At 71.6% G+C, this 24,989-nt stretch carries 16 protein-coding genes; 8 read left to right on the forward strand and 8 right to left on the reverse strand.

Annotated features, from left to right (window positions below; genetic code table 11):
* The first annotated feature begins 40 nt into the window (after positions 1 to 40).
* The 6 genes from J2S55_RS03320 (at position 41) to J2S55_RS03345 (ending at position 11,629) form a co-directional block, all read left to right on the forward strand.
* On the forward strand, positions 41 to 4,552 hold the full coding sequence (locus tag J2S55_RS03320) for an aminotransferase class I/II-fold pyridoxal phosphate-dependent enzyme (RefSeq protein ID WP_306857176.1): 4,512 nt from the start codon (positions 41 to 43) through the stop codon (positions 4,550 to 4,552).
* Positions 4,553 to 4,630: 78 nt separating this feature from the next.
* The gene (locus tag J2S55_RS03325; protein WP_306857177.1) at positions 4,631 to 7,321 is read left to right on the forward strand and encodes an aldehyde dehydrogenase family protein; all 2,691 of its coding nucleotides are present in this window, start codon (positions 4,631 to 4,633) and stop codon (positions 7,319 to 7,321) included.
* Positions 7,318 to 9,012: a thiamine pyrophosphate-binding protein gene (locus J2S55_RS03330; RefSeq protein WP_306857178.1), complete on the forward strand. Its 1,695-nt coding sequence runs from the start codon at positions 7,318 to 7,320 to the stop codon at positions 9,010 to 9,012. Before J2S55_RS03325 ends, J2S55_RS03330 begins: the two co-directional genes overlap by 4 nt.
* Positions 9,009 to 10,259: a beta-ketoacyl-ACP synthase II gene (fabF, locus tag J2S55_RS03335; RefSeq protein WP_306857179.1), complete on the forward strand. Its 1,251-nt coding sequence runs from the start codon at positions 9,009 to 9,011 to the stop codon at positions 10,257 to 10,259. Before J2S55_RS03330 ends, fabF begins: the two co-directional genes overlap by 4 nt.
* A 102-nt stretch (positions 10,260 to 10,361) precedes the next feature.
* A complete protein-coding gene (locus J2S55_RS03340; RefSeq protein ID WP_306857180.1) occupies positions 10,362 to 10,616 on the forward strand; it encodes an acyl carrier protein in 255 nt (84 codons plus the stop codon).
* A 77-nt stretch (positions 10,617 to 10,693) separates the two neighbouring features.
* Positions 10,694 to 11,629 carry an acyl-ACP desaturase gene (locus J2S55_RS03345; RefSeq protein WP_306857181.1) on the forward strand — a complete coding sequence of 312 codons (936 nt, stop codon included), beginning with the start codon at positions 10,694 to 10,696 and terminating at the stop codon, positions 11,627 to 11,629.
* Between the two features lie 19 nt (positions 11,630 to 11,648).
* Here the strand turns inward: J2S55_RS03345 and J2S55_RS03350 are convergent, their stop codons facing one another.
* From J2S55_RS03350 to J2S55_RS03365, 4 genes are all read right to left on the reverse strand, one after another.
* Positions 11,649 to 14,357 carry an ATP-binding protein gene (locus J2S55_RS03350; RefSeq protein ID WP_306857182.1) on the reverse strand — a complete coding sequence of 903 codons (2,709 nt, stop codon included), beginning with the start codon at positions 14,355 to 14,357 and terminating at the stop codon, positions 11,649 to 11,651.
* 262 nt (positions 14,358 to 14,619) lie between these two features.
* On the reverse strand, positions 14,620 to 15,630 hold the full coding sequence (locus J2S55_RS03355; protein ID WP_306857183.1) for an acetamidase/formamidase family protein: 1,011 nt from the start codon (positions 15,628 to 15,630) through the stop codon (positions 14,620 to 14,622).
* Between the two features lie 158 nt (positions 15,631 to 15,788).
* Entirely contained in the window at positions 15,789 to 17,186 is a 1,398-nt protein-coding gene (locus J2S55_RS03360; protein WP_306857184.1) for an APC family permease, read from the reverse strand.
* 78 nt (positions 17,187 to 17,264) lie between these two features.
* Positions 17,265 to 18,353 carry a substrate-binding domain-containing protein gene (locus J2S55_RS03365; protein WP_306857185.1) on the reverse strand — a complete coding sequence of 363 codons (1,089 nt, stop codon included), beginning with the start codon at positions 18,351 to 18,353 and terminating at the stop codon, positions 17,265 to 17,267.
* Between the two features lie 77 nt (positions 18,354 to 18,430).
* On the opposite strand from J2S55_RS03365, the gene J2S55_RS03370 reads away from it, so the two are divergent.
* Positions 18,431 to 18,904: a MarR family winged helix-turn-helix transcriptional regulator gene (locus J2S55_RS03370; RefSeq protein WP_306857186.1), complete on the forward strand. Its 474-nt coding sequence runs from the start codon at positions 18,431 to 18,433 to the stop codon at positions 18,902 to 18,904.
* A 224-nt stretch (positions 18,905 to 19,128) separates the two neighbouring features.
* On the opposite strand, the gene J2S55_RS03375 is transcribed toward J2S55_RS03370, so the two are convergent.
* Complete coding sequence (locus J2S55_RS03375) at positions 19,129 to 20,415, reverse strand: Glu/Leu/Phe/Val family dehydrogenase (protein WP_306857187.1); 1,287 nt, start codon at positions 20,413 to 20,415, stop codon at positions 19,129 to 19,131.
* Between the two features lie 256 nt (positions 20,416 to 20,671).
* Between J2S55_RS03375 and J2S55_RS03380 the strand changes: the two genes are divergently transcribed.
* Complete coding sequence (locus J2S55_RS03380; RefSeq protein ID WP_306857188.1) at positions 20,672 to 22,234, forward strand: alkaline phosphatase D family protein; 1,563 nt, start codon at positions 20,672 to 20,674, stop codon at positions 22,232 to 22,234.
* Positions 22,235 to 22,308: 74 nt separating this feature from the next.
* Here J2S55_RS03380 and rocD read toward each other — a convergent pair whose 3' ends face one another.
* From rocD to J2S55_RS03395, 3 genes are all read right to left on the reverse strand, one after another.
* On the reverse strand, positions 22,309 to 23,520 hold the full coding sequence (gene rocD / locus J2S55_RS03385) for an ornithine--oxo-acid transaminase (protein WP_306857189.1): 1,212 nt from the start codon (positions 23,518 to 23,520) through the stop codon (positions 22,309 to 22,311).
* Positions 23,521 to 23,563: 43 nt separating this feature from the next.
* The gene (ddaH, locus tag J2S55_RS03390; protein ID WP_306857190.1) at positions 23,564 to 24,358 is read right to left on the reverse strand and encodes a dimethylargininase; all 795 of its coding nucleotides are present in this window, start codon (positions 24,356 to 24,358) and stop codon (positions 23,564 to 23,566) included.
* Positions 24,359 to 24,467: 109 nt separating this feature from the next.
* Complete coding sequence (locus J2S55_RS03395) at positions 24,468 to 24,941, reverse strand: Lrp/AsnC family transcriptional regulator (RefSeq protein ID WP_306857191.1); 474 nt, start codon at positions 24,939 to 24,941, stop codon at positions 24,468 to 24,470.
* Positions 24,942 to 24,989 lie beyond the last annotated feature (48 nt).

Here is a 24,989-nt window from a genome sequence, read left to right on the forward strand (position 1 = left end):
TTGTAAATGCGGCGAAGCGCCAACGCGAAGTAGGGACACGATGCGTGATATCGCGATAGTCGGCATGGGATGCCGTTTCCCCGGCGCAGGAAATCTGAACGAATATCTGGGAATCCTGCTCGGCGGCGAGCACCGATTTCATTCGGTGCCGGCGGAGCGCTGGGATCACGGGGTTTTCCACGACCCCGCCGACCGCAGGGCGGCGCGGAAGGCCTACACCGACCAGGTGTCCTACCTGGAGGGCATCGACCGCTTCGACGCCGCCTACTTCCGGATGCCGCCGCGGCGGGTGCGGACGATGGACCCGCAGCAGCGGCTCCTGCTCGACGTCGCCCGTGAGGCCGTCCAGGACGCGGGCTGGGAGCGGCGCCCGTTCGACCGGGAGAACACGGGCGTCTACTTCGCGATGAGCACCGCCGACTTCATGTATCTCACGCCCGACCCCATGGACATGGAGCCCTGGTCGATCCCGGGCGAGCAGCTCAACATGGCGGCCACCAACGTCAGCCAGTTCTACGACCTCGGCGGGCCCAGCTTCACGGTGGACTCCTCCTGCTCGTCGGGACTGGTCGCGCTGCACGAGGCCGTCGTCGCGCTCCGCACCGGGGTGTGCGCCGAGGCGCTCGTCGGAGGGGCCTACGTCAACCTCATCCCGCACAGCCTGATCGGCTTCTCCAAGGTGGGCGCGGTCTCGCCCAGCGGCGTGTGCAGGCCCTTCGACCACCGCGCCGACGGCTTCGTGCTCGGCGAAGGGGTCGGCGTGGTGGTCCTGCGCCCGCTGGAGGCGGCGCTGGCCGCCGGCGACCGCGTCTACGCGGTGATCCGCGGCATCGGCTGCTCCAACGACGGCACCACCGACGGGCCGATGACGCCGCGGTCGAAGGGCCAGCGCCTGTCACTGCGCCGGGCCTACGCCGACGCCGGCGTCGACCCCGGCTCCGTGGGCTTCATCGAAGCCCACGGCACCGCCACCACGGTCGGCGACCGGGTGGAGCTGGAGTCGCTGCAACGGGTCCGGAACGAGTCCGGCGCGGAGCCCGACCCCGCCTACCTGGGATCGGTCAAGGCACTGATCGGCCACTCCCTCACCGCCTCCGGCATGGCCTCCCTGATCAAGACGGCGCTCGCCCTGCACCACTCGGTGATCCCCCGCCAGCCGGAGACCCTGCCGGGCCCGGAGGCGGACCCGGCGGCCGCCGCCCTGCGGATCCCGGACGCCAACGTCCCCTGGCCGCGGACCGGCTCCGCCGTCCGCCGCGCGGGCATCAACTCCTTCGCCTTCGGCGGGACCAACGTGCACGTCGTGCTGGAGGAGGCGCCGGCCGGCCCCGAGCCGGCCGAGCAGCCGGAGCCGCCCCGCGCCGAGCTGTTCCTGTTCTCCGCCGGCTCGGCGGAGCTGCTGGCCGACTATCTCGACCGCTTCCTCGACCACCTCGCCGCCGACCCCGGGCTGTCGCAGGCGTCGATCGCCGCCACGCTCGCCGGGCGCGAGCTGCTCAAGGCGCGGCTGGCGGTCGTGGCGGCCGACCGGGACGAGCTCGTCCGGCTGCTGCGCTCGGCGGGTACGGCGCTGCGGGAGGGGAGGACCGGCTCGCTGGGCGACGGCGTGTACGCCGCCGACGCGCCCGTAGACGCCAAGCAGCGCTCGGTGGCGTTCCTGTTCCCCGGCCAGGGCAGCCAGCGGCCCCACCTCCTGGCGGACCTGTACGAGCGCTTCGGCAGCTTCCGCGAGGTGGCCGGCGCGCTCGACGCGGTGGCCAGGGAGAACTTCGGCGTCGACGTCCTGGACAGCGTCTACGGGGAGGGCGCCGACAGCGAGGCGGGCCGGGAGCGGATGAAGGGCACCGACGTGTGCCAGCCCCTGCTGGGGGTGCTCGGCCTCGCGGCCGCCCACCTGGCGCGCTCCTGCGGGGTCACGCCGTCGGTGACGCTCGGGCACAGCGTCGGGGAGTTCCCCGCCGCCGCGGCCGCCGGGGCGATGGACGAGGCCGAGGCGGTCCGCATCATGGGCGGCCGCGGCGCCGTCATGCGGCGGGCGGAGACCGGCGAGGGCGGCGGGATGCTCGTCGTCCAGGCCGACGCCGCCGCGACCGCCGAGCTGTCGGAGGGGATCGACGGCGTGTGGCCCGCGTGCTTCAACCACCCGCGGCAGACGGTCGTCGCCGGGATGCCGGAGGGCCTGGCCGCGCTCGCCGAGCGGTGCGCGGCGGCCCGCGTCAGCGCCCAGCCGCTGGCGGTCTCCAACGCCTTCCACACCCCCCTGCTCGAAGGCGTCCGCGCCGACGTCCGCAAGGACCTGGAGCCGCGCGAGATCGGCCGCCCCGCGGACGCGGCCTTCGTCTCGTGCGTCAGCGGCGCGCGCGCCGAGGACCCCGCGACCCTGCGCGACCTGTGGGAGGGACACGCCTCGTCGCCGGTGCGCTTCGCCGACGCCACGCTCGCCGCCCACGAGCTGGGCGCCCGGATCTTCGTCCAGGTCAGCGGGGGCCGCTCGCTCCTGGCGATGACCCGGCGGACCCTGGGCGACCAGAACGGCTGCCACTACGTCGCGCTGTCCGGCGACACCCCCGACGGCGGCCGCAGCTTCCTGAGCGGGCTGGGCCAGCTCGCGGTGCTCGGGGTGCCGGTGACGCTGCCCGACGACGGCCACCGGCCGGTCGTGGACCTGCCGCCCTCGCCGCTGCTGCGCAAGGTCCACGCGCTGCCCCCCTTCCCGATGCCGGCCGCGCGGCCGGCGGCCGCGGCGCAGGCCGTACGGCCCGGGCCCGCGGTGCCCGCATCCGCGGCCCAGCCGGGACCGGCCGCGCCCGCCGCGCAGCCGGGTCCCGCACAACCGTCCACAGCGGAGGAGAGTCATGTGAGCGAGATCGTCAGTCTTTTCCGTGAGCAGATCGCCCTGCTGCGCGCCGCCGGGGCCGGAGCCGGCCTGCCGCCGGCCGCCGGCGAGGCGCTCCTCGCCCAGCAGGCCCCGCGGGCCGTCCCGGCCCAGGCCCCGCAGGCCGTCCCGGCCGCGGCGCCGCCCGGCGGGTCCGCCGCCGTCCGGGACCGGGTCTGCGAGCAGATCGCCAGGATCGGCGCGTTCCCGATCGAGCAGCTGACCGGCCGGACCCTCCTGGTCGAGGAGCTCGGGTTCGACTCGCTGATGATCACGGAGCTGCGGACCTCGCTCCAGGGCGTCTGGCCCGCGCTGGCCGGCGGCCTGACCGGCCTGGCCAAGCGGCCGGCCATCGACGAGGTGGTCGCCGCCGTGGCCGCGCGGATCGGTGTGGCCCCCGAGGTCCCCGCCGCGCCCGTCCCGGACGTCGCCCCCGCCCCCGTCGCGGTCCCCGACGCGGCGGTGCCGCGGCAGCGGGTCGCGATGGAGACGGGCATCGAGAGCTGGGCCGACCTCGTCGAGCACCGGGAGTTCATGAAGGGGATCGGCCGTAACCCCTACTTCATCGACCACCAGGCCAACATCAGCTCGACGACCGTGGTGGAGGGCAAGGAGCTGATCAGCTTCTCCAGCTACAACTACCTCGGCCTCTCCGGGCACCCGAAGGTCAACGCCGCAGTCCGCGAGGCCGTCGAGCGCTACGGCACCTCGGTCTCGGCCAGCCGCTTCCTGTCCGGCAACCGGCCGATCCACCACGAGCTCGAAGCCGAGCTGGCCGCCCTGCTGGGCACCGAGGACGCGGTGGTCATGGTCAGTGGGCACGCCACCAACGTCTCCGTCATCGGGCACCTCGTCGGGGCGGGCGACCTCATCGTCCACGACGAGCTGGCCCACGACAGCATCCTGCAGGGGTGCCACCTGTCCGGCGCCACCCGCCGGCCCTTCGCGCACAACGACCCGGCCGCGCTGGAGGAGGTGCTCAGACGCCACCGCCATCTGCACCGCAGGGCGCTGGTCATCATCGAAGGGGTCTACAGCATGGACGGCGACATCGCCGACCTGCCGGCCATCATCGAGATCAAGAACCGCCACGGCGCCGTCCTCCTCATCGACGAGGCCCACAGCCTCGGGACGGTCGGCAAGTCCGGCGGCGGCGTCGGCGACTACTTCGACGTCGACCGCTCCCAGGTGGAGCTGTGGTCGGGCACCCTGTCCAAGGCCGGGGCGAGCTGCGGCGGCTACGTCGCCGGCTCCCGCGACCTCGTCGACTACCTGAAGTACACCGTCCCCGGCTTCGTCTACAGCGTGGGGATGACCCCGCCCAACGCGGCCGCCGCCCTCGCCGCCCTGCGGGTGATGCGCGAGGAGCCGGAGCGCCTGGAACGGCTGCGGAGCAACTCCGAGCTGTTCCTGCGGCTGGCCAAGGAGGCCGGCGTCGACACCGGCGTGAGCGCCGACTCGCCGGTCGTCCCCTGCATCGTCGGCGACTCCCAGCAGTGCCTGGCGCTGGCCAACAGGCTCTTCGACCGGGGCATCAGCGCCAACCCCATCCTCTATCCCGCGGTGCCCGAGGAGCTGGTCCGTCTCCGGTTCTTCGTCACCTCCGAGCACACCCCGCAGCAGATCGAACACACCATCGGCGTCCTCGCCGAGGAGCTGAGAAGCCTGTCGAGCTGAGAAGCCTGTCGAGCTGAGAAGAACCCCGCCTGCTCGCAACGAATGGATGAGACATTGGACTGGGCGACCGGAAAAATCGTGACTTCCACCGCTACCTACACCTCGATCGAGATCGAGGAGCTGGCCCTCGGAATGGCCGCGGTCCTGAGCGAACACTCGGTGACCGCCGGCGACCGCGTAATGATCAGTGCTGACAACTCCGCCGAGTACGTCGCGGTGCTGCTGGCCCTGATGCACCTGGACACGTCGATCGTGCTGGTCGACCACCGCGAGACGGCGGCTGAACGGCGCAGGACGAGCTCGGTCTCCGGGGCCCGCCTGCTCATCACCGACAGCGCCGACCTCACCGACCTCAGCGACCTCGTCGCTGGCACCGACACGCTGGCGATCCACTCGCTGGCCGAGGAGGCGCGCCGCCGCGAGGTGGGGGCGGAGTTCCTCTCCCTGTCGGCCTGGCACGCCCGCACCGACGCGCTGATCACCTGGTCCTCGGGGTCGACCGGCTCCGCCAAGGGCGTCGTGCGCTCGGGCCGGGCCTTCCTCAACGACCTGCAGCGCACCCGGGAGCGCATGGGCTACCGCCCGGAGGACGTGCTGCTGCCGCTGCTGCCCTTCTCCCACTTCTACGGGCTGACGCTCGCGATCCTGCAGTGGACGGTCGGCTGCTCCCTGGTGATCGCGCCGCGGGACCGGCTCGACCTGGCCGTGCGGCTGGCCGCCATCGCCGGCGTCACGGTGATCGACGCGACGCCGTCGACCTACCACGGCCTGCACGCCCTGGCCCAGCGGAGGCCGGGGACCCTGCGCGAGCTGAGCACCGTGCGCATGTTCTGCACCGGCGGGGCGCCGCTGCCCGCGTCGCTGGCCGAACGGTTCGAGCGCACCTTCAGCCGCCCGCTGCTCGACGGCTACGGCAGCAACGAGGCCGGCAACATCGCCCTGGCCAACCTCGCCAACCCGGTGGCGTGCGGGCGGCCGCTCACCGACGTGGATGTGCGCGTCCTGGGCGCCGACGGGGAGCCGGTGGAGACCGGCAAGGTCGGTGAGATCTTCGTGTCGTCGCCGAGCATGATGGAGGGATATCTCGCGGCCGACGGCACGATCGTGCCGGTCGAGACGGAGCTGTACCCGACCGACGACCTCGGCTACTGGATGCCGGGCGGCAACCTCGTGGTGATGGGCCGCAAATACGCCGTCCACCGGATGGGACACAACCTCTACCCCGAGGCCATCCAGCGCAAGGCGGAGTTCTGCGGGCGCCCGGTGAAGGTCGTGGGGGTCGAGGACGAGCGGCAGGGCAGCCAGCTGGTCTTCTTCGTGGAGGACCCGAACGAGGCGTCGGCGGCGCACTGGCGCACCGCCATCTGCTCGCTGCTGCCGTCCTACGAGCACCCCAACAAGGTCGTCGTGCTGCCCGCCCTGCCGGTCAACGGCGCCGGCAAGCCCGACATCAGGCTGCTGCGCAAGCTCGCCGAGAACGCCGTCTACCGGCCCGCCCGATTACGGCCGCACCGGGCCGTGCCGGAGCCCGCGGACGCCGAGCTCCCCGGCGACCTGGCGAAGGTGCCGTTCGCCGAGCGGGTGGCCGGCCTGCGGGCGCTGGCCGACTTCCTGCACACCGACGCCGACGCCGTCATCGAGATCCTCACCGAGATCTCCGACTACAAGTCGGTGGAGATGGAGATCGACGCGGCGCTGCACACGCTCGCCGGCGCGGTCGAGGAGGTCGTCCGCAACGGGCCGTCCAAGGTGGACAAGATGGCGGTCTTCATGTCCTCCAACGTGCTGCTGTCGTCCTACGTGCTGTATCTGATGGTGCCCGCGCTGTTCACCGAGAGCATCGTGGTGCGGCCGTCCACCCAGGTCGCCGACCAGACCTGGCGGCTGCACGAGCTGCTGGCGCCGGTGCACGGGATCCCGGTCGAGATGACCTCGCTGAGCCAGCGGAAGTTCCGGGAGGGCCCGGTGAGCGAGGCCGACGTCGTGGTCTTCACCGGCACCTACCAGAACGCCGAGACCATCCGCGCGGACCTGTCGCCGGAGCAGATCTTCATCCTGTTCGGGCAGGGCGCCAACCCGTTCATCCTGACCCCCGGGGCCGACGTCGACCTGGCCTCCGAGGACGCCATCCGCATCCGGATGCTCAACTCCGGGCAGGACTGCTTCGGGCCCGACGTCTTCTTCGTCCCCGAGTCCGACGCCCCCAGGTTCGTCGAGGCGCTCGTCAAGCGGCTGTCGGCGATGACCTTCGGCGAGTATGACGACCCGGAGGCGGACTACGGGCCGATGTGCTACCCGAGCGCGATCGTCGAGGCGGCCGAGTTCCTCCGGGACAACGACAGCCACATCATCTACGGCGGCCAGATCGACTTCCGCACCCGCCAGATCCAGCCGACGGTGCTGCTGCGCTCGGTGAAGGAGAAGATGGCGCTCAGCGAGATCTTCTCCCCCATCTTCAACATCGTCACCTACACCGACCTCAAGCAGGTCTACGAGCGCCTGTCGACGGGCTACTACCAGGACCGGGCCATGGGGGCGATGGTGTACGGCGACGCCGCCGAGCTCGTCGAGCACCTGCGCAAGCGGCACATGGTGGCCGTCGACGAGACCCTGCTGGACATCGACGACGGCAACCAGCCCTTCGGCGGCTTCGGGATCATGGCCAACTACGTCAGCCACCGCAAGGAGCGGACGGCCAAGCCACTGCTCATCTCCCAGGTCGTCGCCGAGTTCGCCTCGGACAAGGCCGAGGCGGTGGGCAGCCGATGACCCCCACCGACAGTGCCGGCTACGCGAGCGCGTGGCACGCGGCCGTCGACTTCCTCCAGGCGAGCGGAGTCGAGACGGTCTTCGGACTGCCCGACGACGACCTCGTCCCGCTGAAGGCGCTCGAACCCACCGACGTCAGGATGGTGCTCTGCCGCGACCAGCGGGCCGCGGCCTTCATGGCGGCCGGTCACGCGCTCAGGTCGGGGCAGACCGCGGTGTGCGTCATCGGCAAGGGTCCCGCGGCCGCCAACGTCGTGGGCGGCCTGGTCGAGGCCCGCTGCTCCGGGGCGCCGATGGTCGTGCTGGCCTCCGGCACCTCCGCCAGCGCGCGGGGCTCGGGGGCCTTCCAGGAGCTGGACCAGATGGCGATGCTGTCGCCCGTGGTCAAGTGGGCGCACCGGGTCGACCACCCCGACCGGGTCGTGCCCGCCATCGAGCGCGCCTTCCTGGTCGCCGCCAACGGCGCGCCGGGCCCCGTCTACCTTGAGTTCTCCGCCGACCTGCTGGAGGCCGAGGTGGTCCGCGGCCGTCCGTGGCGGCTGCCGCGGACGCACCGCCCCACGCCGGACGGGCCGGCGCTGGAGACCTCGCTGGCGGCGCTGCGCGCCAGCCGCCGCCCCGTCCTGCTGGTCGGCGGCGGGATGCGGCACCGCAACGCCGACGGCCAGGTGGAGCGGCTCGCCGAACGGCTCGGCGCGGCGATCTTCGTCACCGCGACCGGCCGGGGGAGCGTCGACGAGGACCACCCGCTCTTCTGCGGCCTGGCGGGTCTCTACGCCCCCGAGGAGTCGCATCCGCTGTGGGCCGGGACCGACCTGGTGGTGGCCCTCGGCAGCAGGCTGGAGGAGACGGCCACCTACCGGCCCGGCTTCGCCGGCCCCGGCACCGACGTGCTGCAGGTCAACCTCGAACCGGCCGAGGTGTCGGCCGAATGGGGCGGACCGGTGGTCATCGGCGACGGCGGCGCGGCCGTACGGGCGTGGCTGGCGGGTCTCGCCGAGGAGGGGAACGGGGCCGATCCGGAGTGGGCCGACTCCGTGCGGAGCTGCCACAGCCGGTCGGCCGGACGGGTGGCCGCCGAGCGGCGGCGGGTGGCCGAGCTGCCCGGGATCCACATCGCCGAGGTCCTGTACGTCCTCGACGAGGTGCTGCCGGCCAAGCGGATCCTGGTGCAGGAGAACGGCCTGCAGGACATGTGGTCCTACTTCTACCCCTTCTGGAGCTGTGGCGCCTCGGCCGACTCCATCGTGCCGTCGGAGCAGACCAGTCTCGGCTTCGGCGCCGTCGCCGCGGCGGGGGTGAAGCTCGCCGCCCCGGACCACGCGGTGGCCGCCTTCGTCGGGGACGGCGCCTTCGGCAAGCTCGGCGCCGACCTCGACGTCCTGGTCGACGAGGGGATCGGGGTGCTGTACATCGTGCTGGACAACGGCGGCTACGGCTGGCTGCAGGCCCAGCTCGACAAGGGGGGAGCCGGGAGCTCGCGCTTCCGGTTCGTGCGGGAGCCCGCCGCGGCCGGTGACGGCCGGCCCGGGCCGTACCACGCGGTCGTGGACGACCGGGTGGGGCTGAAGAAGGAGCTGTGGCAGGCGGCGCAGGAGAGCGCCGCCGGCCGCGTGGCCGTCGTCTGGATACCGGTGCGGCTGGAGGACGTGCCGGCCGACCTCACGGAAATGGAGGGACAGCACTCATGAGAACGTACGGACAGCGGCGTGTCGTCATCACGGGACAGGGCGTCATCTCGCCGGTCGGGCTGAGCGTCCAGAACTTCTGGGACGCGCTGCTGGCGGGCCGGAGCGGCGTGGGGCCGATCACCTCCTTCGACACGACCGACCTCCCGGTGAAGATCGCCGGAGAGGTGACCGGGTTCGACCCCCTGGAGTACATGCCCCGCACGGTCAGCCGCAGGATCGACAAGTACGCCCAGTTCGCCGTCGCCGCGGCGATGCAGGCGATCGAGGACTCCAAGCTGGTCATCGACGACGCCAACACCCACCGGGTCGGGGTGCTCATCGGCTCCGGGTACGGTCCCACCGCGCTGGTGCAGTCCGGCACGCTGACGCTCGACGAGCGCGGCCACCGCGCCCTGGCGCCGTGGCTGTCGGCGGCCACCTCGATCGACTGCGCCGCCGGTGAGATCGCCCTCAAGGTGGGCGCCACCGGACCCTCCGGCGCGGTGAGCACGGCCTGCGCGTCGGGGACCTCGGCGGTGGGGGAGGCGATGCGGATGATCCAGCGCGGTGACGTGGACGCGGTCATCGCCGGCGGCGCCGACAACTCCATCACCTCCTTCGACATCGGCTCGACCGCGATGTCCCGGGCGCTGTCGCGCCGCAACGACGACCCGCAGCGGGCCAGCCGTCCCTTCGACAAGGACCGGGACGGGTTCGTCATGGCCGCCGGCGCCGGGGTCCTGGTGCTGGAGGACGCCCGCTCCGCCGAGCGCCGCGGCGCCCCGATCCTCGCCGAGGTCGTGGGGTACGGGGCGACCAGCGACGCCTACCACCCGACCGCGCCGCACCCGGAGGGGCTCGGCGCCCGCCGGGCCATGCAGCTCGCGCTGGACGACGCCAGCGTGGCCGCCTCCGAGATCGACCACATCAACGCGCACGGCACCAGCACCGTGCTCAACGACCGGACCGAGGCCGCCGCCATCCGCAGGGTGTTCGGCGACCACGCCCCCAACATCCCCATCACCGGGGTGAAGTCCATGACAGGGCACATGATCGGTGCGGCCGGCGCCGTCGAGCTCATCGCGACGGTGCAGGCCCTGCTCACCGGCATCGTGCCGCCGACCATCAACTGCGACGACCCCGAGGACGCCGGGCTGAACTTCGTGCCGCACCGGCCGCAGGAGCACGACATCAGGGTGGCGATGAGCAACTCGTTCGGCTTCGCCGGGCACAACGCGACCCTCGTCGTGCGGCGTTTCGAGCACTGACCCAGACCATCCGCCCGCACCGCAACCACAACATCACCCACCAGATCACAACGTAACGGCAACCATGCCGCCCGGACGGCGGCGACAACCGAGGAGAACGAGATGAGCAAGGAACGACTTCTGGCAGAGCTGGCCGAGATCGTCAACGAGGTCGTCGGCCTGCCGGTCAACGAGGTGCAGCTCGACCGGCACCTCCGCGACGACCTGGACATCGACTCGCTGTCGATGGTGGAGATCATGGTCGCCGTCGAGGAGAAGTTCGGCGTGGCGACCCCCGACGAGATCGCCGGCGAGCTGGAGACCGTCGCAGCCGTCATCGACCACATCGAGCGCAACAGCTCGGTGGGCGTGGCCTGAGCCGGTCGTGGCGGGGACGGCCGCTCCGGCCGTCCCCGCCCCGCGGTCCCCCCGATCACTTCAAGGAGGTTGCGCACGTGAGCAGCACGGTTGACCACGAGCGGTCGGCGACCCTGTTCTGGGAGCTGGAGCCGGTCGTGGCCGAGAACATGGAACGCCACCTGGCGGTGGTGCGGGACTGGAATCCACACGACTACGTGCCCTGGAGCCAGGGGCGCGACTTCGCCCTGCTCGGCGGCGAGGACTGGCGGCCGGAGGACACCCGGATCGACCCGGCGGCCCGGGCCTCGCTGATCGTGAATCTGCTGACCGAGGACAACCTGCCCGCCTACCACCACAACCTCATGACCGCTCTCGGGTCGGGTGGCGCGTGGGGTGAGTGGGTCTACCGCTGGACGGCCGAGGAGGCCCGGCACGCCATCACCCTGCGCGACTATCTGGTGGTGACCCGGGCGGTCGACCCGGTGGACCTGGAGAAGCGCCGCATGCAGTTCACGTCCTCGGGCGGCGCCGGCGAGCCGGTGGAACTGCTGCCGAACGTGGTCTACACCGCCTTCCAGGAGCTCGCCACGCGCCTGTCGCACCGCAACACCGGCTCGGCCACGGGCTGCCCGATCGGCGAGCAGCTCCTGGCCCGCATCGCCGCCGACGAGAACCTGCACATGCTCTTCTACCGGAATCTGGTCGGCTCGGCGCTGGAGCTGGCGCCCGACGAGACGATGGAGGCGATCCGGGACGTGGTGAGGGACTTCGAGATGCCCGGCGCCGGCCAGCCCGGCTTCCGGCGCTTCGCCACGATGATCGCCAATGCCGGGATCTACGACCTGCGGCTCCACCACGACAAGGTCATCATGCCCATCCTGCGGCACTGGCAGATCTTCGAGCGCGCGGACTTCACCGCCCGGGGAGAGGCCGCCCGGGAGGACCTGGCGGCGTTCCTGCGCAAGCTCGACGCCCAGGCCGGCCGGTTCACCGAGCGCCGCGCGGAGCGGAGCGCCGCGGCGAGGAGATAGCGGCGGCGCTCCGCCCGGCTCATCCCGCCTTGACGAGCGCGACGCGGCTGGAGACGTTCAGCTTCCGGTAGATGTTGGTCAGGTGCAGCTCCACGGTCCGTTGCGAGACGAACAGCAGCTGCGCGATCTCCCGGTTCTTCCTGCCGTCCACCACGAGCTGGGCGACCCGCTTCTCGGCGGGGGTCAGGGCCGCCCACCCGGTCTGCGCGCGCCTGCGAGGGCGCGCGCCGTACCGGACCAGCTCGGCGTGGGCGTGGTCGGCGAGCGCGGTGCCGCCGCAGCGCTGGGCGAGGTCCAGGCCGCGGCGCAGCATGTCGCGGGCCTCGCCCTCCTGGTCGGCCTCCGCGAGCGCGGTCCCCAGCTCGACCACCGCGCGGCCGAGCTCCAGCGCCGCGGGGGACTTCTCCAGGATCTGGACGGCCTCGCGCAGGATGGTCACCCGCTTGCGGGGATCGGGGGTGAGCAGGGCCAGGGTCCTGAGGCTGCCGCCCAGGGACCGTCCGGCCGGCCAGGCCCGCGCGGCGACGACCTGCTCCCGTGCGATCGTCCGTGCCCGGGACCCGTCGCCGAGCCGGTCGAGGGCGAGCGCCGCAGCCGAACGCCACATGCTCACCGCCGGGTTGGCCACCCCCCACCGGGCCAGGCGCTCGCCGCAGGCGAGGAGGTCCTCGACGCCCGCCCGGAGGTCGCCGCAGGCGATCCGGAGGCGTCCGCGGCTGTCCAGCAGGTGGTTGTGGCGCCAGGTGCCGGGCGGCTCGTGGGGGAGGCCGGCCTGGCGCAGCAGGTCGGCCGCCTCCTCGTGCTCTCCCCGTTCCAGGAGCACGTCGACCAGCGTGGCGAGATGGTGGAACAGCACGGGCTCCGGCAGGCCGTCGGCGACGGCGGCGACGGCGGCCCGCGCGGCCACCTCCGCCTGCGCGACGTCCCCCCGGCGCAGCGCGACGTGCGATCTCAGCACCGCGAGTTCGGGGACCTGTACGGCGGGCAGGTGCTGTTCGGCGTCGAGGAGCTGCCGCTCCACGGTGTCGAGACGGTCGGCGTACACCAGCGGCAGCAGGGAGAAGCTGGTCACCAGGGAGCCGGCGCCGACCGACCGGCCGGTCGCCGGCGCCGTCTCGGCCTCCCTGATCGAACGTTCGAGGTCCTCGCCGCGCCAGGCCAGCCGGGTGGCCAGCGCCGCCCGGGCCCCGCTGTCGGTGGCGCTCGCGGCGGGGCCCCACTCCCGCCCCGCCGGGCCGGCGTGCAGCGTCTCCAGGATCATCCGGTATCCCCGCAGCCGCCGGCTGAGGGTCGGATCCTGGCCGTCGAGCAGGCCGACATGCTCGTCGAGCACGGAGATCGCGCCGTCGAGATCCCCCAGGGCGGCCGTGGCGAGGGCGAGGTGCTGCCCGATGAGGGCGTGCTCGGCCGAGGTCCTGACGCCGGTGCTGGCGTGCCGCAGATGCCGGATCGAGGCGCGGGCGTCGTAACCGCCGAGGGCGACGCCCAGCTGCAGCGTCAGCTTCGCCCGGTGGACCGGTGACAGCGAGCTCTGGATCGCCCGCTGCAGGCACGCCGTGGACTGTTCGAGGTCACCCGTCGAGGCCAGCCGCACGGCGACGTCGCAGAGCAGGTCGGTGATCTCCGGGTCGGTGGTGGGGGCCGCGGCGAGCAGGTGGCGCCCTATCAGCGAGGCGTCGCCGTTGCGCGCGGCCAGGACCTTGGCGGCGGTCAGATGGTGCCGGCTCCGCTCACCGGTGCGCATGCAGCGGTAGAGCGCGGTCCGCACGATCGGGTGGACGAAGGCGACGGTGCCCCCCGCGCGCAGCAGGCCCAGCTCGGTGAGGGACTGGATCGTGTCGGCGCACACCGAGCCCTCGAAGCCGCACAGCTCCCTGACGAGGGTCGGGCGGGCGCCGCCGCCGAGGACGGCGAGGACCTTGGCGACATCCAGCGAGTGGGTCGAATGGCGGGCGAGCCTGTCCGAGATGTACTGGGCGGTCCGCGGCGGGGCCAGGCCGGGCAGCAGGCCCGCCGACTCCTCGTCCATCGTGACGCCCTCGGCGTCGAGCAGCCGGGCCAGGTCATGGGTGAAACGCGGGTTGCCACCGGTGAGCTGCCGGCACAGGGCCGCGAACTGCGGGCTGGGCGGCGTCTGCCGGTAGCTCCCCAGGAGCCGTTCGACGTCCTCCTGCCCGAGCGGGCTCAGGTGGATCTCGGTGCGGTTGAGCGTGTTGCGGAGATCGTCGTAGGACTCCCGCGACGCCGGGCGCTCGCCGGTGGACACCGACGCCACCAGCAGGAGTGGGATCCCCGACAGCCTGCGTGCCAGGTGCGCCAGCCAGCCGAGCGACAGGTGGTCGATGCGGTGCACGTCGTCGACGACGAGCGCCAGCGGGCCCTCGTCGGTGAGGTGGCGGACATGCTCGTGGAGCCCGGCGAACAGCTCCTCCGGTCCGGAGCCGGGGACGGCGGGCGGCACGCTGACGCGTCCGGGTTCGAGGAGCTCCCGGACGGCGCCGAGTGGCTGCTGGGGGTGCTGATGGCCGCCGGAGGTGAAGAGGACGCGGACCCCGTGCCGCCGGGTGGCCTCCACCACGTAGTTGAGCAGGGCGGTCTTCCCCGCCCCGGCACCGCCTTCCACGATCACGAGGGCGGAGCGGTTCTCCGCGAGGTCACCGATGAGCCCGTCGATGAGTGTGGTCTCATGCCTGCGGCCGACTAACGGGTATGGATCGTTTCCGTGCACATCATCCCCATCTCATCGGGTGAAGTAGCTGCACATGCCGTAAGTATCGTGATTGTCGATAGAGAATCACTCGAAGCAGGTTCAGCGAGATGTGACGGCTCGGTTCCGGCGGCGGTGACCGGATCACGGCGGCGGTGACGGGGTTCCGGCGGCGGTGGTGACGGGGTTCCGGCGGCCGCGCGGGGCGTGGCCGCGGAAGTTCCGTGTCGCGCGCCCCGGCGGTGCGCGACACGGAACGGCTCTCCGCGGCGGACGCCGTGTGTCAGCGTTCGGCCAGATACCGCCGGCCCAGGGCGCGCAGCCGCTCGTGGGCCGACTCGTAGACGGCGGACCCGCCGAGATACGCCTTGGGAATCTTGGCGAGCATCGTGTAGTTGGTGTCGCAGACGTTGCCGACCGGCGCCTCGCCGATCTGGCTGACCAGCTGGTAGGCGTCCAGGGTGTCCAGGCCGGTGAGGTCGGCGGCCCAGGTGACGAGGTCGTGCTGGCTGATCCGGAAGGCGTCCTCCAGCGGGCGGGCCGAGCCGGTCGACATCAGGTGGGCGTCGTCCTCCAGGCGCGGCCAGGGGGTGCTCACACCCTTGATCAGCTCCACCGCGACCACGGTGTTCATCGCCGCCTCGACGGCCGTGCCGCAGACCTCGCCGTGTCCCTGGCGGGCGTGCCCGTCGCCCACCGCGAACAGCCCGCCCTCGACGTTGACCCCGAGGTAGACGGTCACCCCGGCGCGCAGTTCGGGGGTGTCCATGTTGCCGCCGTGGGCGTCCGGGGTGATCGTCATCCGGGCCTCGGACGCCGCGGGGGCGACGCCGACCGTGCCGTGCATCGGGTCCAGCGGGAGCTCCACCGTGAAATCGCCCTTGCGGGCGTGATAGCGGGCCACGCCCGCCTTCACGTCGATGTCGTAGCGCCACACGACCTCCTCCAGGGGAGGGGTGAGCATGGCCGTGGCGTGCGTGCCGGTCAGCGCGCCGAAGTGCGGGAAGGTGGCCGACACCGCCCAGTCCCTGGCGGGCTCGATGGAGACGAAGTGCAGCGCGAGCGTGTCGCCGGGCTCGGCCCCCTCGACGTGGAAGGGCCCGGTGACCGGGTTCAGGTAGGGGAAGTCGCAGACGCTCGACGGCAGGTCGTCGACCGAGCGGACCCGGCCGCCGAAGCAGTCCTCGGTGTACATCTCGACGATCGTGCCGGGCTTGATCCGGCCGATGGCCGGACGTCCGCCGAAGGTGTAGCTCAGCTCCTCGGGGGCGGGCCGGTAGGAGACGATGTTCATCGCGCACCCGCCCGACTGAGGTTCGTCACCGAGTTGAGCAGGGAAGAGGTGAAACCCTCCTCGACCTCGAGAAAAATTTCGAACATGTGATCTGTCCTTGCGTGGTCGGATCGGTGGGGCGGGGGCCGGCACGTCCCCGGCGGAGCCGGGCGCGGTGGCTATCGGTGGGACTTCTCGTGTGTCTCGCCCAGAGCGGCCAGCAGGGGACGGCGGCCGTAGGCGTAGAAGGTGGCGAGCACGAGCACACCGATGCCGAGCCAGATGAGCCCCAGGACCTGGGCCGCGATGTTGGCGTTGATCACCACGTAGACCAGGATCGCGAAGCCGATCACGGGGGCGATCAGGTGCCGCCACCAGTCGCGGCTGCCGCGCCGGATGACGTAGTGGACGACCACCGAGATGTGCAGCGCGAGGAAGGCGGTCATCGCGCCGAAGTTGACCAGGCTGCTGATCAGCGGGATGCCGTCCTCACGGGTGGTCAGGTAGAGCCCGACGGCCAGGGAGATGACGGCCACCAGCAGGGTGGCGTTGACCGGCACCTTGTGCTTGGGGTGGACCTTGGCCAGGAAGGGGGGCAGCTGGCGGTCGCGGGCCATGGCGTACAGCAGGCGCGAGGTGGCGGCCTGGGCGACCAGGGAGTTGGCGAAGCCCCAGGCGATGGCGGTGGCGACGGCGGTCAGGACACTGAGCCAGTGGCCTCCGGCGAACTCGGCCATGTCGTAGAACGCGGTGCCCGCCGGGTCGCCCTTGGTCAGCAGCTCGGTCCGGTTGGGGGTGAGCAGCGCGCCCACCCAGGTCTGCACGATGAACAGCGCGCCGGCCAGGCCCAGCGCCGCGACCATCGACCTGCCGATCTTCCGGCTGTCGACCTTGCTCTCCTCGGCCAGCATGGAGATGCCGTCGAAGCCGAGGAAGGACAGCACCGCGACGGAGACCGCGCCGAAGACCAGCGGCCAGGAGAAGGTCTCGGAGTCGAACAGCGGGGTCAGCGCCCCCGCCTGGGCCTTGCCCATGGCCAGCGCGCCCAGGCCGATGACCAGGAAGATCGCCAGCACGATGAGCTCGCCGATCAGCATGATCTTGGTGATCCGCGCGGTCATCTGGATGCCCGCGTAGTTGACGGCCGTGTTGAGGACCACGAACACGATCAGCCACCCCCAGATCGGGACGGCGGGCACGAACGAGGCCATCGCCGCGCTCGCGATGAGGTAGAGCAGCGCGGGCACCAGCACGTAGTCGAGCAGGATCACCCATCCGGCCAGGAAGCCGATGGGGGGAGTGATGCCCCGGCCCGCGTAGGTGTAGACCGAGCCGGCCATCGGGAAGGCCTTGGCCATCTGCGCGTAGGACAGCGCGGTGAAGGCCATCGCGACCATGCCGATGACATAAGCGAGCGCGACCATGCCGCCGGAGGCCTGGAAGACCCCGCCGAAGATGCCGAACGGCGCGATCGGGACCATGAAGATCAGGCCGTAGACGAGCAGGTCGGTGAAGCTCAGGGACCTGCGGAGTTCCTGCTGGTAGCCGAACTGCTCCAGGGACGGCTCAGTGGTCATGGGACGGCTCCTATACGTGGGTGCAGCCGTAACGATAGGACTTTTCCTTGAAAAGGAAAAGGTTTCAGGCGGAAGCTTTTAGCGCACGATGTCGAAGTCCAGGCCGTCGGCCCGGCCGATGTGCGCGCGCCGTCGCACGCCCCCGCCCTGGAGCGTCAGCCGTCCCCGCGCGGTGACGATCGAGGTGCCGTCGGCGATCGTGTCCACCGCGGGCACCGCGAGCGTCCCGGCCCGCGAGCCGAGCGCGGCGAGCATCAGCACCGCCTCGTAGCATCCCTGGCCGTGCCCGTTGAGCAGCGGGGCGTCGGGGCCGAAGCGGCGGACGTAGCGCTCGCCGAGACTCAGGCTGTCGTCGGTGACCAGGCTCGCGAAGTAGCCCATCGCCCCGTAGAGCTCGCCGGTGGCGTCACCGCCGATGCCCAGCAGGCCGTGCTCCTCCAGCGCTCCGCACAGCCGCGGGTGCGGCAGCCCGGCCGAGGTGAAGGCCCGGTTGAAGGCGACGAGATCGCTGCCGATCAGGCTGAGCAGCACGGCGTCGGCCCGGCTGGCGGTCAGCTCCTCCAGGACCGGCGCGAAATCCCGCATGCCGTACGGCACGTACCGCTCGCCGGCGACCACGACGTTGCGGGCGGCGAGATGGAGGCGGGCCGTCTCGTGGACCAGGCGCGGCCAGACGTAGTCGTTGCCGAGCAGGAACCACCTGCGGGCCCGGCGCCGGTCGATCAGCCAGTCGAGACCCGGCCTGAGCTGGCGGCCGGGGGTCTCGCCCAGGAAGTAGACCCCGGGCGAGTGGCCGCCCCCCTCGTACGGCGGGGCGTAGACGAACGGCACCCGCCCGGCCAGCGCCCGGACCACGGCGATCCGCACGTCGCTGCCGCAGGTGCCGACCACCGCCTCGATCGCCCCGGTGGCCGCCAGCCTCCCGACCTCGGCGGCCACCTGCGCGGCGGGTCCGCCGCCGTCGATCAGGACCAGCTCGACGGGCCTGCCCAGCATCCCACCCGTGAGGTTGACCTCGTCGGCGGCGAGGATCGCGCAGTTGATCGCGCATGGTCCCACCAGGCCGAGGACGCCGGAGACGGGCACCACGAGGCCGACGCGCAGGGCGCGGCTCCGGATGAGCTCGGCTTCCAGAGGTTGGATGACGGGTGTGATGGCTTCTGCCACGTAGCCGAGTATCCTCCTAAAAGGAGGGTCTTGGCAGGCCCGTTACTTAGCCGGGATGCAGACGGGAGCTTCACGTGGTGACGACCGGACTGGGATCCTCGCTCGCCTACCTGCTCAGCCGGGCCGAGCGCAGCGTCAACCGCGGCCTGGCCGCCGCGGTGACCGCCGAGGACGTCACGGTCGAGCAGTGGCGCATCCTGCGCGCCCTGGCCGACGGCCGCGGGCACTCGATGGGCGACCTGGCCGAGGCCGTGCTGATGCCGCATCCGACGCTGACCAAGGCGATCGACCGGCTCATCGACCGCTCGCTCGTCTACCGGGGGCACGACCCGGCCGACCGGCGCAGGGTCGCGGTCTTCCTCGCCGACCGGGGGGCCGAGCTGCTCGCCCGGGTGGAGGGCGGGGTGGCCGGTCACCACCGGGTGATCGAGGCCGCCTACGGCACCGAGCGGACCGAGCAGCTCATGCGTGACCTGGAAGGGCTCGTCAGGGCCCTGGACGAGCCCTCCCGGCCGGTCGAGCGGAACCTGAGCGGTCCCGCCCGTTCGTGACGGCGCCGTACGCCCTTCCCGCCCGCCGGTGACGTGGCCGTCTGTCCGTCCCGCCCGCCGGTGACGGCGTTCCGCGTTCATACCGCCCGTCGGTGACCCGGTCGTACGTCAATACCGTCCGTCCGTGACGGGGTCCTCCGTTCCCGCCGCGGCCGGAGCGCGTGCGGCGGGCGGCACCCGCGGCGGGCGAGGCCCGATCCCCCGGCGGGGACCGGGCCGTCCCGTCAGGGGTAGAGACCCCGCATCCGGTGGGCCTCGGCGACCCTGCCCACACCGATGGCGTGGGCGGCCTGGCGCAGGCTGATCCCGCGCTCGGCGGACATCGCCGCGACCGCGTCGAAGGAGCTCTCCATCAGCTCGCGGAGCTTGGCGTCGACCTCACCCGCGCTCCAGGAGCAGGCCTGCAGGTTCTGCACCCACTCCAGGTAGGAGACGATCACACCGCCCGCGTTGGCCAGGATGTCGGGGACCACCGTGGTCCCCGCGTCGGCCAGGATCCGGTCCGCCTCCGGGGTGGTGGGGCCGTTGGCGCCCTCCACGATCAGGCGGGCCCTGACCCTGGGCGCGTTCTCCGCGGTGATCGCGCCCTCCAGCGCGGCCGGGACGAGCACGTCCACGTCGAGCTCCAGCAGCTCCTCGTGGGACAGGGCGTCGGCGTGGCGGTAGCCGTACACGCCACCTGTCTCCCGCACCCAGGCCTGCAGGTCCTCGACGTTCAGGCCCGAGCGGTCGACCACCGCGCCGGTGGCGTCGGAGACCGCGACCACGCGGCAGCCGGCGTCGGCGAGGAGGCGCGCGGCCGGCGCGCCGACCTTGCCGAAGCCCTGGACCGCGACGGTGCGGCCCTCGGGGGAGCCCGTCAGGGCCTTGAGCGTGGCGATCTGCACGCCGCGGGAGGTGGCTCCGGCCCGCCCCAGGGAGCCGCCGAGAGTCGTGGGCTTGCCGGTCACCACACCGGGCACCGGATAGCCCGCGTTCACCGAGTAGGTGTCCATGATCCAGGCCATGGTCTGCTCGTCGGTGCCGACGTCGGGGGCCGGGATGTCCCGGTCCGGGCCGATGATCGGCAGGATCTCGTTGACGTAGCGGCGGGTGACCCGTTCGAGCTCCCGTGTGGACAGCGAGGCGGGGTCCACCGAGACGCCGCCCTTGGCGCCGCCGTACGGGATGCCGACCAGCGCGCACTTCCAGGTCATCCACATGGCCAGCGCGGTGACCTCGTGGAGGTCGGTGGAGGGGTGGAAGCGGATCCCGCCCTTGGCCGGGCCACGGGTGGTGTTGTGCTGGACCCGGAAGCCCTGCACGACGTCCATCCGGCCGTCCTCGCGGCGGACGGGCACCGAGACGGTGAGGGAGCGGCGGGGGGTGGCCAGCATCGTGCGCAGGCCGTCGTCCAGGTGGAGCCGGTCGGCCGCCTGGTCGAGGTGGAACAGCGCGGAGTCGAGGGCCTGCCGGCCGGGGCTGATGAGGGTGGCGGCTGCCGGCGTCGTTGACGGCACCATGAGGGACATGAAGGAGAGCCTCCATACGGTGAGCGGGGCGCCGTTGCCCCGCTCAGAGCGGTTTGTGATGATCACACTAGTTGCGGGGTTCCGACCCGCCAATCGGGGAACGTTGAGTTCTTATGGTCGATTCTTGTGGGTTTCCTCACTTATGAGGCGATCTGTTGTTATCGATCAGACCGGTTGGGCACGGTGAGGGCAACGCGCCAATATGGCAGGCTCCTGTTCTGACGCCTGCCGTTCTGTAGTGCTTGAGAGGATCAACGTGCCGGAACTTGTGGTCGGGCCACTGCTGCGTTACGTGGACGAGACCAGCGCGTCGGTGTGGGTGGAGACCAGCGAGCCGTGCGAGGTGACGGTCGAGGTCGGCGGGGTGCGGTCACAGGCGCTGACGTTCACCGTGCACGGTCACCACTACGCGATCGTCGACGTCGGCGCCGAGGGCGCCTACGAGGTCCGCCTCGCGGGGGAGACCGTGTGGCCGCTGCCGGACCGGCCGCCCAGCCGCATCCGTTTCTTCGGCCCCGGCGGGCCCCGGCGGGTGATGTTCGGCTCCTGCCGGACCAGCGTGCCCCATGACACGCTGCACATCGTCTCGCACGGGGTCGACGTCCTGCGCGCCTACGGCTGCACCATGATGGGCGCCCCCGAGGAGGAGTGGCCCGACCTGCTGCTCCTGCTCGGCGACCAGGTCTACGCCGACGAGCCGTCCGTCGAGATGCTGGAGTTCATCAGGAACCGCAGGGACGGCGAGCCGGCGGGCGAGATCGCCGACTTCGAGGAGTACGCCGAGCTGTACCGCCAGGCGTGGACCGACCCGGAGATCCGCTGGATCCTCTCGACGGTGCCCAGTGCGATGATCTTCGACGACCACGACCTGCGCGACGACTTCAACACCTCCGCCACGTGGCGCGAGCAGATGGCCAAGGTCCCGTGGTGGCCGCGCCGGGTGGTCTCCGGGCTCGGGGCCTACTGGATCTACCAGCACCTGGGCAACATGTCGCCGCAGGAGCGCGCGTCGGACGAGCTGCTCAGCAAGTTGTGCGCGGCCGAGGGCGACGGGTCCGAGATGCTCGACACGTTCGCCGAGCACGCCTACGACGTTCCCGCCGACAACCGGTGGAGCTACTCCCGCGACCTCGGCGGCACCCGCCTGATCATGCTCGACTCCCGCTGCGCCCGGCAGCTCGCCCCGGGGGACCGGCGCATGATCGACCCGGTGGAGTGGGAGTGGCTCACCGAGGAGCTCCGCAGGGGCGGCGTCGAGCGCTTCGTGATCGGCACGTCGGTGCCTTTCCTGCTCCCGGCCGGCATCCACCACATCCAGAACTGGAACGAGGCCCTGGCCCAGGGGGCCTGGGGCAAGCGGATGGCCCGCTGGTCCGAGGCGCTCCGCCAGGCCGTCGACCTGGAGCACTGGGCGGCCTTCCGCCGGTCGTTCGAGGATCTGTCGGACCTGCTGGCCCGGACCGGCAAGCCCGTGGTCGTACTCTCCGGCGACGTGCACTACTCCTACGTCGCCAAGGCCGAGGGGCTGCCCATCTACCAGCTCGTCTGCTCCCCGATCCGCAACCCGCTGAGCCGTACGCTCCGCCTGGCCAACATCGTCGCGCAGTTCGGTCTCGCCACCCTGGTCGGCGGATGGCTGTCCCGGCTGGCCAGGATCCCCAAGCCGCCGTTCAGGTGGCGCATCGTCCACGGGCCGTGGTTCTCCAACGCGGTGGCCACGCTGTCCCTGGGGGCCGACCCCTTGTCCGTCCGCTGGGACACCGCCGCCGCCACCGAGATCTCGGAGATCACCACGGTGAAGCTGACCGGGGGCGGGTGACGCCGGGCGCCGTGGCGGAGCCCGCCTCCGGAGAGGTGCGGCTCATCCGTGAGGGACGGGCCGCACCGGCGGGGTCATCCGGCGAACTCCCCGAGGGCGTCGGCGAGCTGGTCGACGGCCCAGATGAGGTCCTCTTCGGAGACGACGATCGGCGGGGCGAGGCGGATGGTCGAGCCGTGGGTGTCCTTGGCGAGGACGCCGCGGCGCATCAGGGCCTTGGAGATCTCGCGGCCGGTCGCCAGGGAGGGGTCGATGTCGACGCCCGCCCACAGGCCGCGGCCGCGCACGGTCACCACGCCCCGGCCGATCAGGCCGCGCAGCCTCTCGTGCAGCACCGCTCCGAGCTCCTTGGCCCGCGTCTGGTACTCGCCGGTGTTGAGGATCTCGATGACCGCGTTGGCCACCGCGCAGGCGAGCGGGTTGCCGCCGAAGGTGGAGCCGTGCTGGCCCGGCTTGATCACGCCGAGCACGTCCTCGTCGGCGGTGATCGCCGAGACCGGGACCACACCGCCGCCCAGGGCCTTGCCCAGCACGTAGATGTCGGGGACGACCCCTTCGTGGTCGCAGGCGAAGGTGTCGCCGGTGCGGCCGAGGCCGGACTGGATCTCGTCGGCGATCATCAGGATGTTCTCCGCGCTGCAGAGCTCGCGGACCTGGGTGAGGTAGCCGTCCGGCGGGACCAGCACGCCGGCCTCGCCCTGGATGGGCTCCAGCAGCACCGCGACGGTGTTGGCGTCGACGGCCTCGCGGATCGCCTCGACCGAACCGTACTTCACGACCTTGAAGCCCGGGGTGTAGGGGCCGAAGCCGTCGTGGGCGTCGGGGTCGGTGGAGAAGCTGATGATCGTGGTGGTGCGGCCGTGGAAGTTGTCCTCCATCACGATGATGTTGGCCTGCTCCGCGGCCACGCCCTTGACCTCGTAGCCCCACTTGCGGGCGACCTTGATCGCGGTCTCCACGGCCTCGGCGCCGGTGTTCATCGGCAGGACCATGTCCTTGCCGGTGAGGTCGCCCAGCCCGGCGGCGAAGGCGGCGAACTGGTCGTGGAAGAAGGCGCGGCTGGTCAGCGTGAGCTTGGCGAGCTGTTCCTGCGCCGCTGCGACGATCTTCGGGTTACCGTGGCCGAAGTTCAGCGAGGAGTAGCCGGACAGGCAGTCCAGGAACCGCTTGCCCTCCACGTCGGTGACCCAGGCACCCTGCGCCTCGTGGATCACGATGGGGAGCGGGTGGTAGTTGTGCGCGCTGCGGCGCTCGCTGAGCTCGATGAAGTCTGCTGTGCTGGTCATCCGATATTCGCCGTTCCTTGGTTCTTGGCCGTTCTACCTGCGTTCATCCCCGGATCTCGAGCGTGCAGCACTTGGGGCCGCCGCCCGCTTTGCGCAGCTCCGACAGTTCGACCGGGATGACCTCGAAGCCGTGGCGCTTGAGCTCCAGCTGAAGGTTCGCCGCCTCGGCGTTGATCATCACCCGGGTGCCGTCGCTGACCGCGTTGAGGCCCAGCACGGTCGCGTCCTCCTCGTCCGCGACGACGGCGTCGGGGAACAGGTTCTTCAGTACTTCTTGGCTCCCCGCCGAGAAGGCCCCCGGGAAGTATGCCACGTTATGTCCGTTTAGTGGGAACAGTGCGGTGTCCAGGTGATAGAAGCGCGGGTCCACCAGCTGCAGCGTCACCACCGGGAGACCCAGGAACTCCTGAGCCTCCTTGTGGGCGGTGATGTCGGTGCGGAACCCCGTGCCGGCCAGCACCATGTGGTCGAGGGTGAGGAAGTCGCCCTCGCCCTCGTTGGTGAAGGCCGCCTCGTGCACCCGCTCGTAGCCGTTGTCGACGAACCACTTCAGGTAGGCGGGCCCCTCGGCGGCGCGCTCCCGGTGCGCGAACCGCGCGCCGTACACCCGGCCGCCGACGACCAGCGCCCCGTTGGCCGCGAAGACCATGTCGGGCAGCCCCTCCACCGGGTCGATCAGGCTGACCCGGTGCCCCAGCTCCTCGTAGGCGCTCTTGAGCCCCTCCCACTGCCGGATCGCCACCTCGCGGTCGGCGCCGGCCTCCGGATCCATCCACGGGTTGATCGCGTACTCAACCGCGAAGTGGTCAGGCCGACACATGAGGTAGTGCCTCGTCATGGAGAACTCCGCAAAGGGACGTCGTAGTGAGAACGGCAACAGCCTAGGAACGGCGTTCACGCTGGCCAAGGGCCCGATCTTGCGTGTCCGCGCGGGTCTCTTGCGTGCTTCAGGCCACGAACGTCGATCCGTTGCGTGAGGTGACCAGGGGGGTGTCGATGAGCCGGGAGAGCACGATGGAGCTCTTGGTCCGCACCACGAAAGGCTCCGAGGCGATGCGCTCGATCACCTGCTCCACATGGCGCACATCGGTGGCCCTGATGTGCAGCAGCGCGTCGGCCTCCCCGGTGATGGTGCACGCCGAGACCACCTCAGGGAGGCGGGCCACGGCCACCCCGATCTCCGACGGCGAGGTCTTGCCCGCGCAGAACAGCTCCACGTAGGCCTCGGTGGTCCAGCCGAGCGCGGCCGGCTCCACCCGCGCGGTGAACCCGGTGATCGCCCCCGCCTCGCGCAGCCGGTCCACCCGCCGTTTCACCGCCGACGCCGACAGGCCCACCCGGTGCCCGATCTCCGCGTAGGTGCTGCGGGCGTCCTCGACGAGCGCCCCGATGATGTCACGATCCAGCCGGTCCAATTCCACGCTGCTTTGTAACACAGCGACCCTCGCGGTCCCGCAACGCGCCAGGCC

This window comes from Streptosporangium brasiliense, assembly GCF_030811595.1.
GTDB lineage: Bacteria > Actinomycetota > Actinomycetes > Streptosporangiales > Streptosporangiaceae > Streptosporangium > Streptosporangium brasiliense.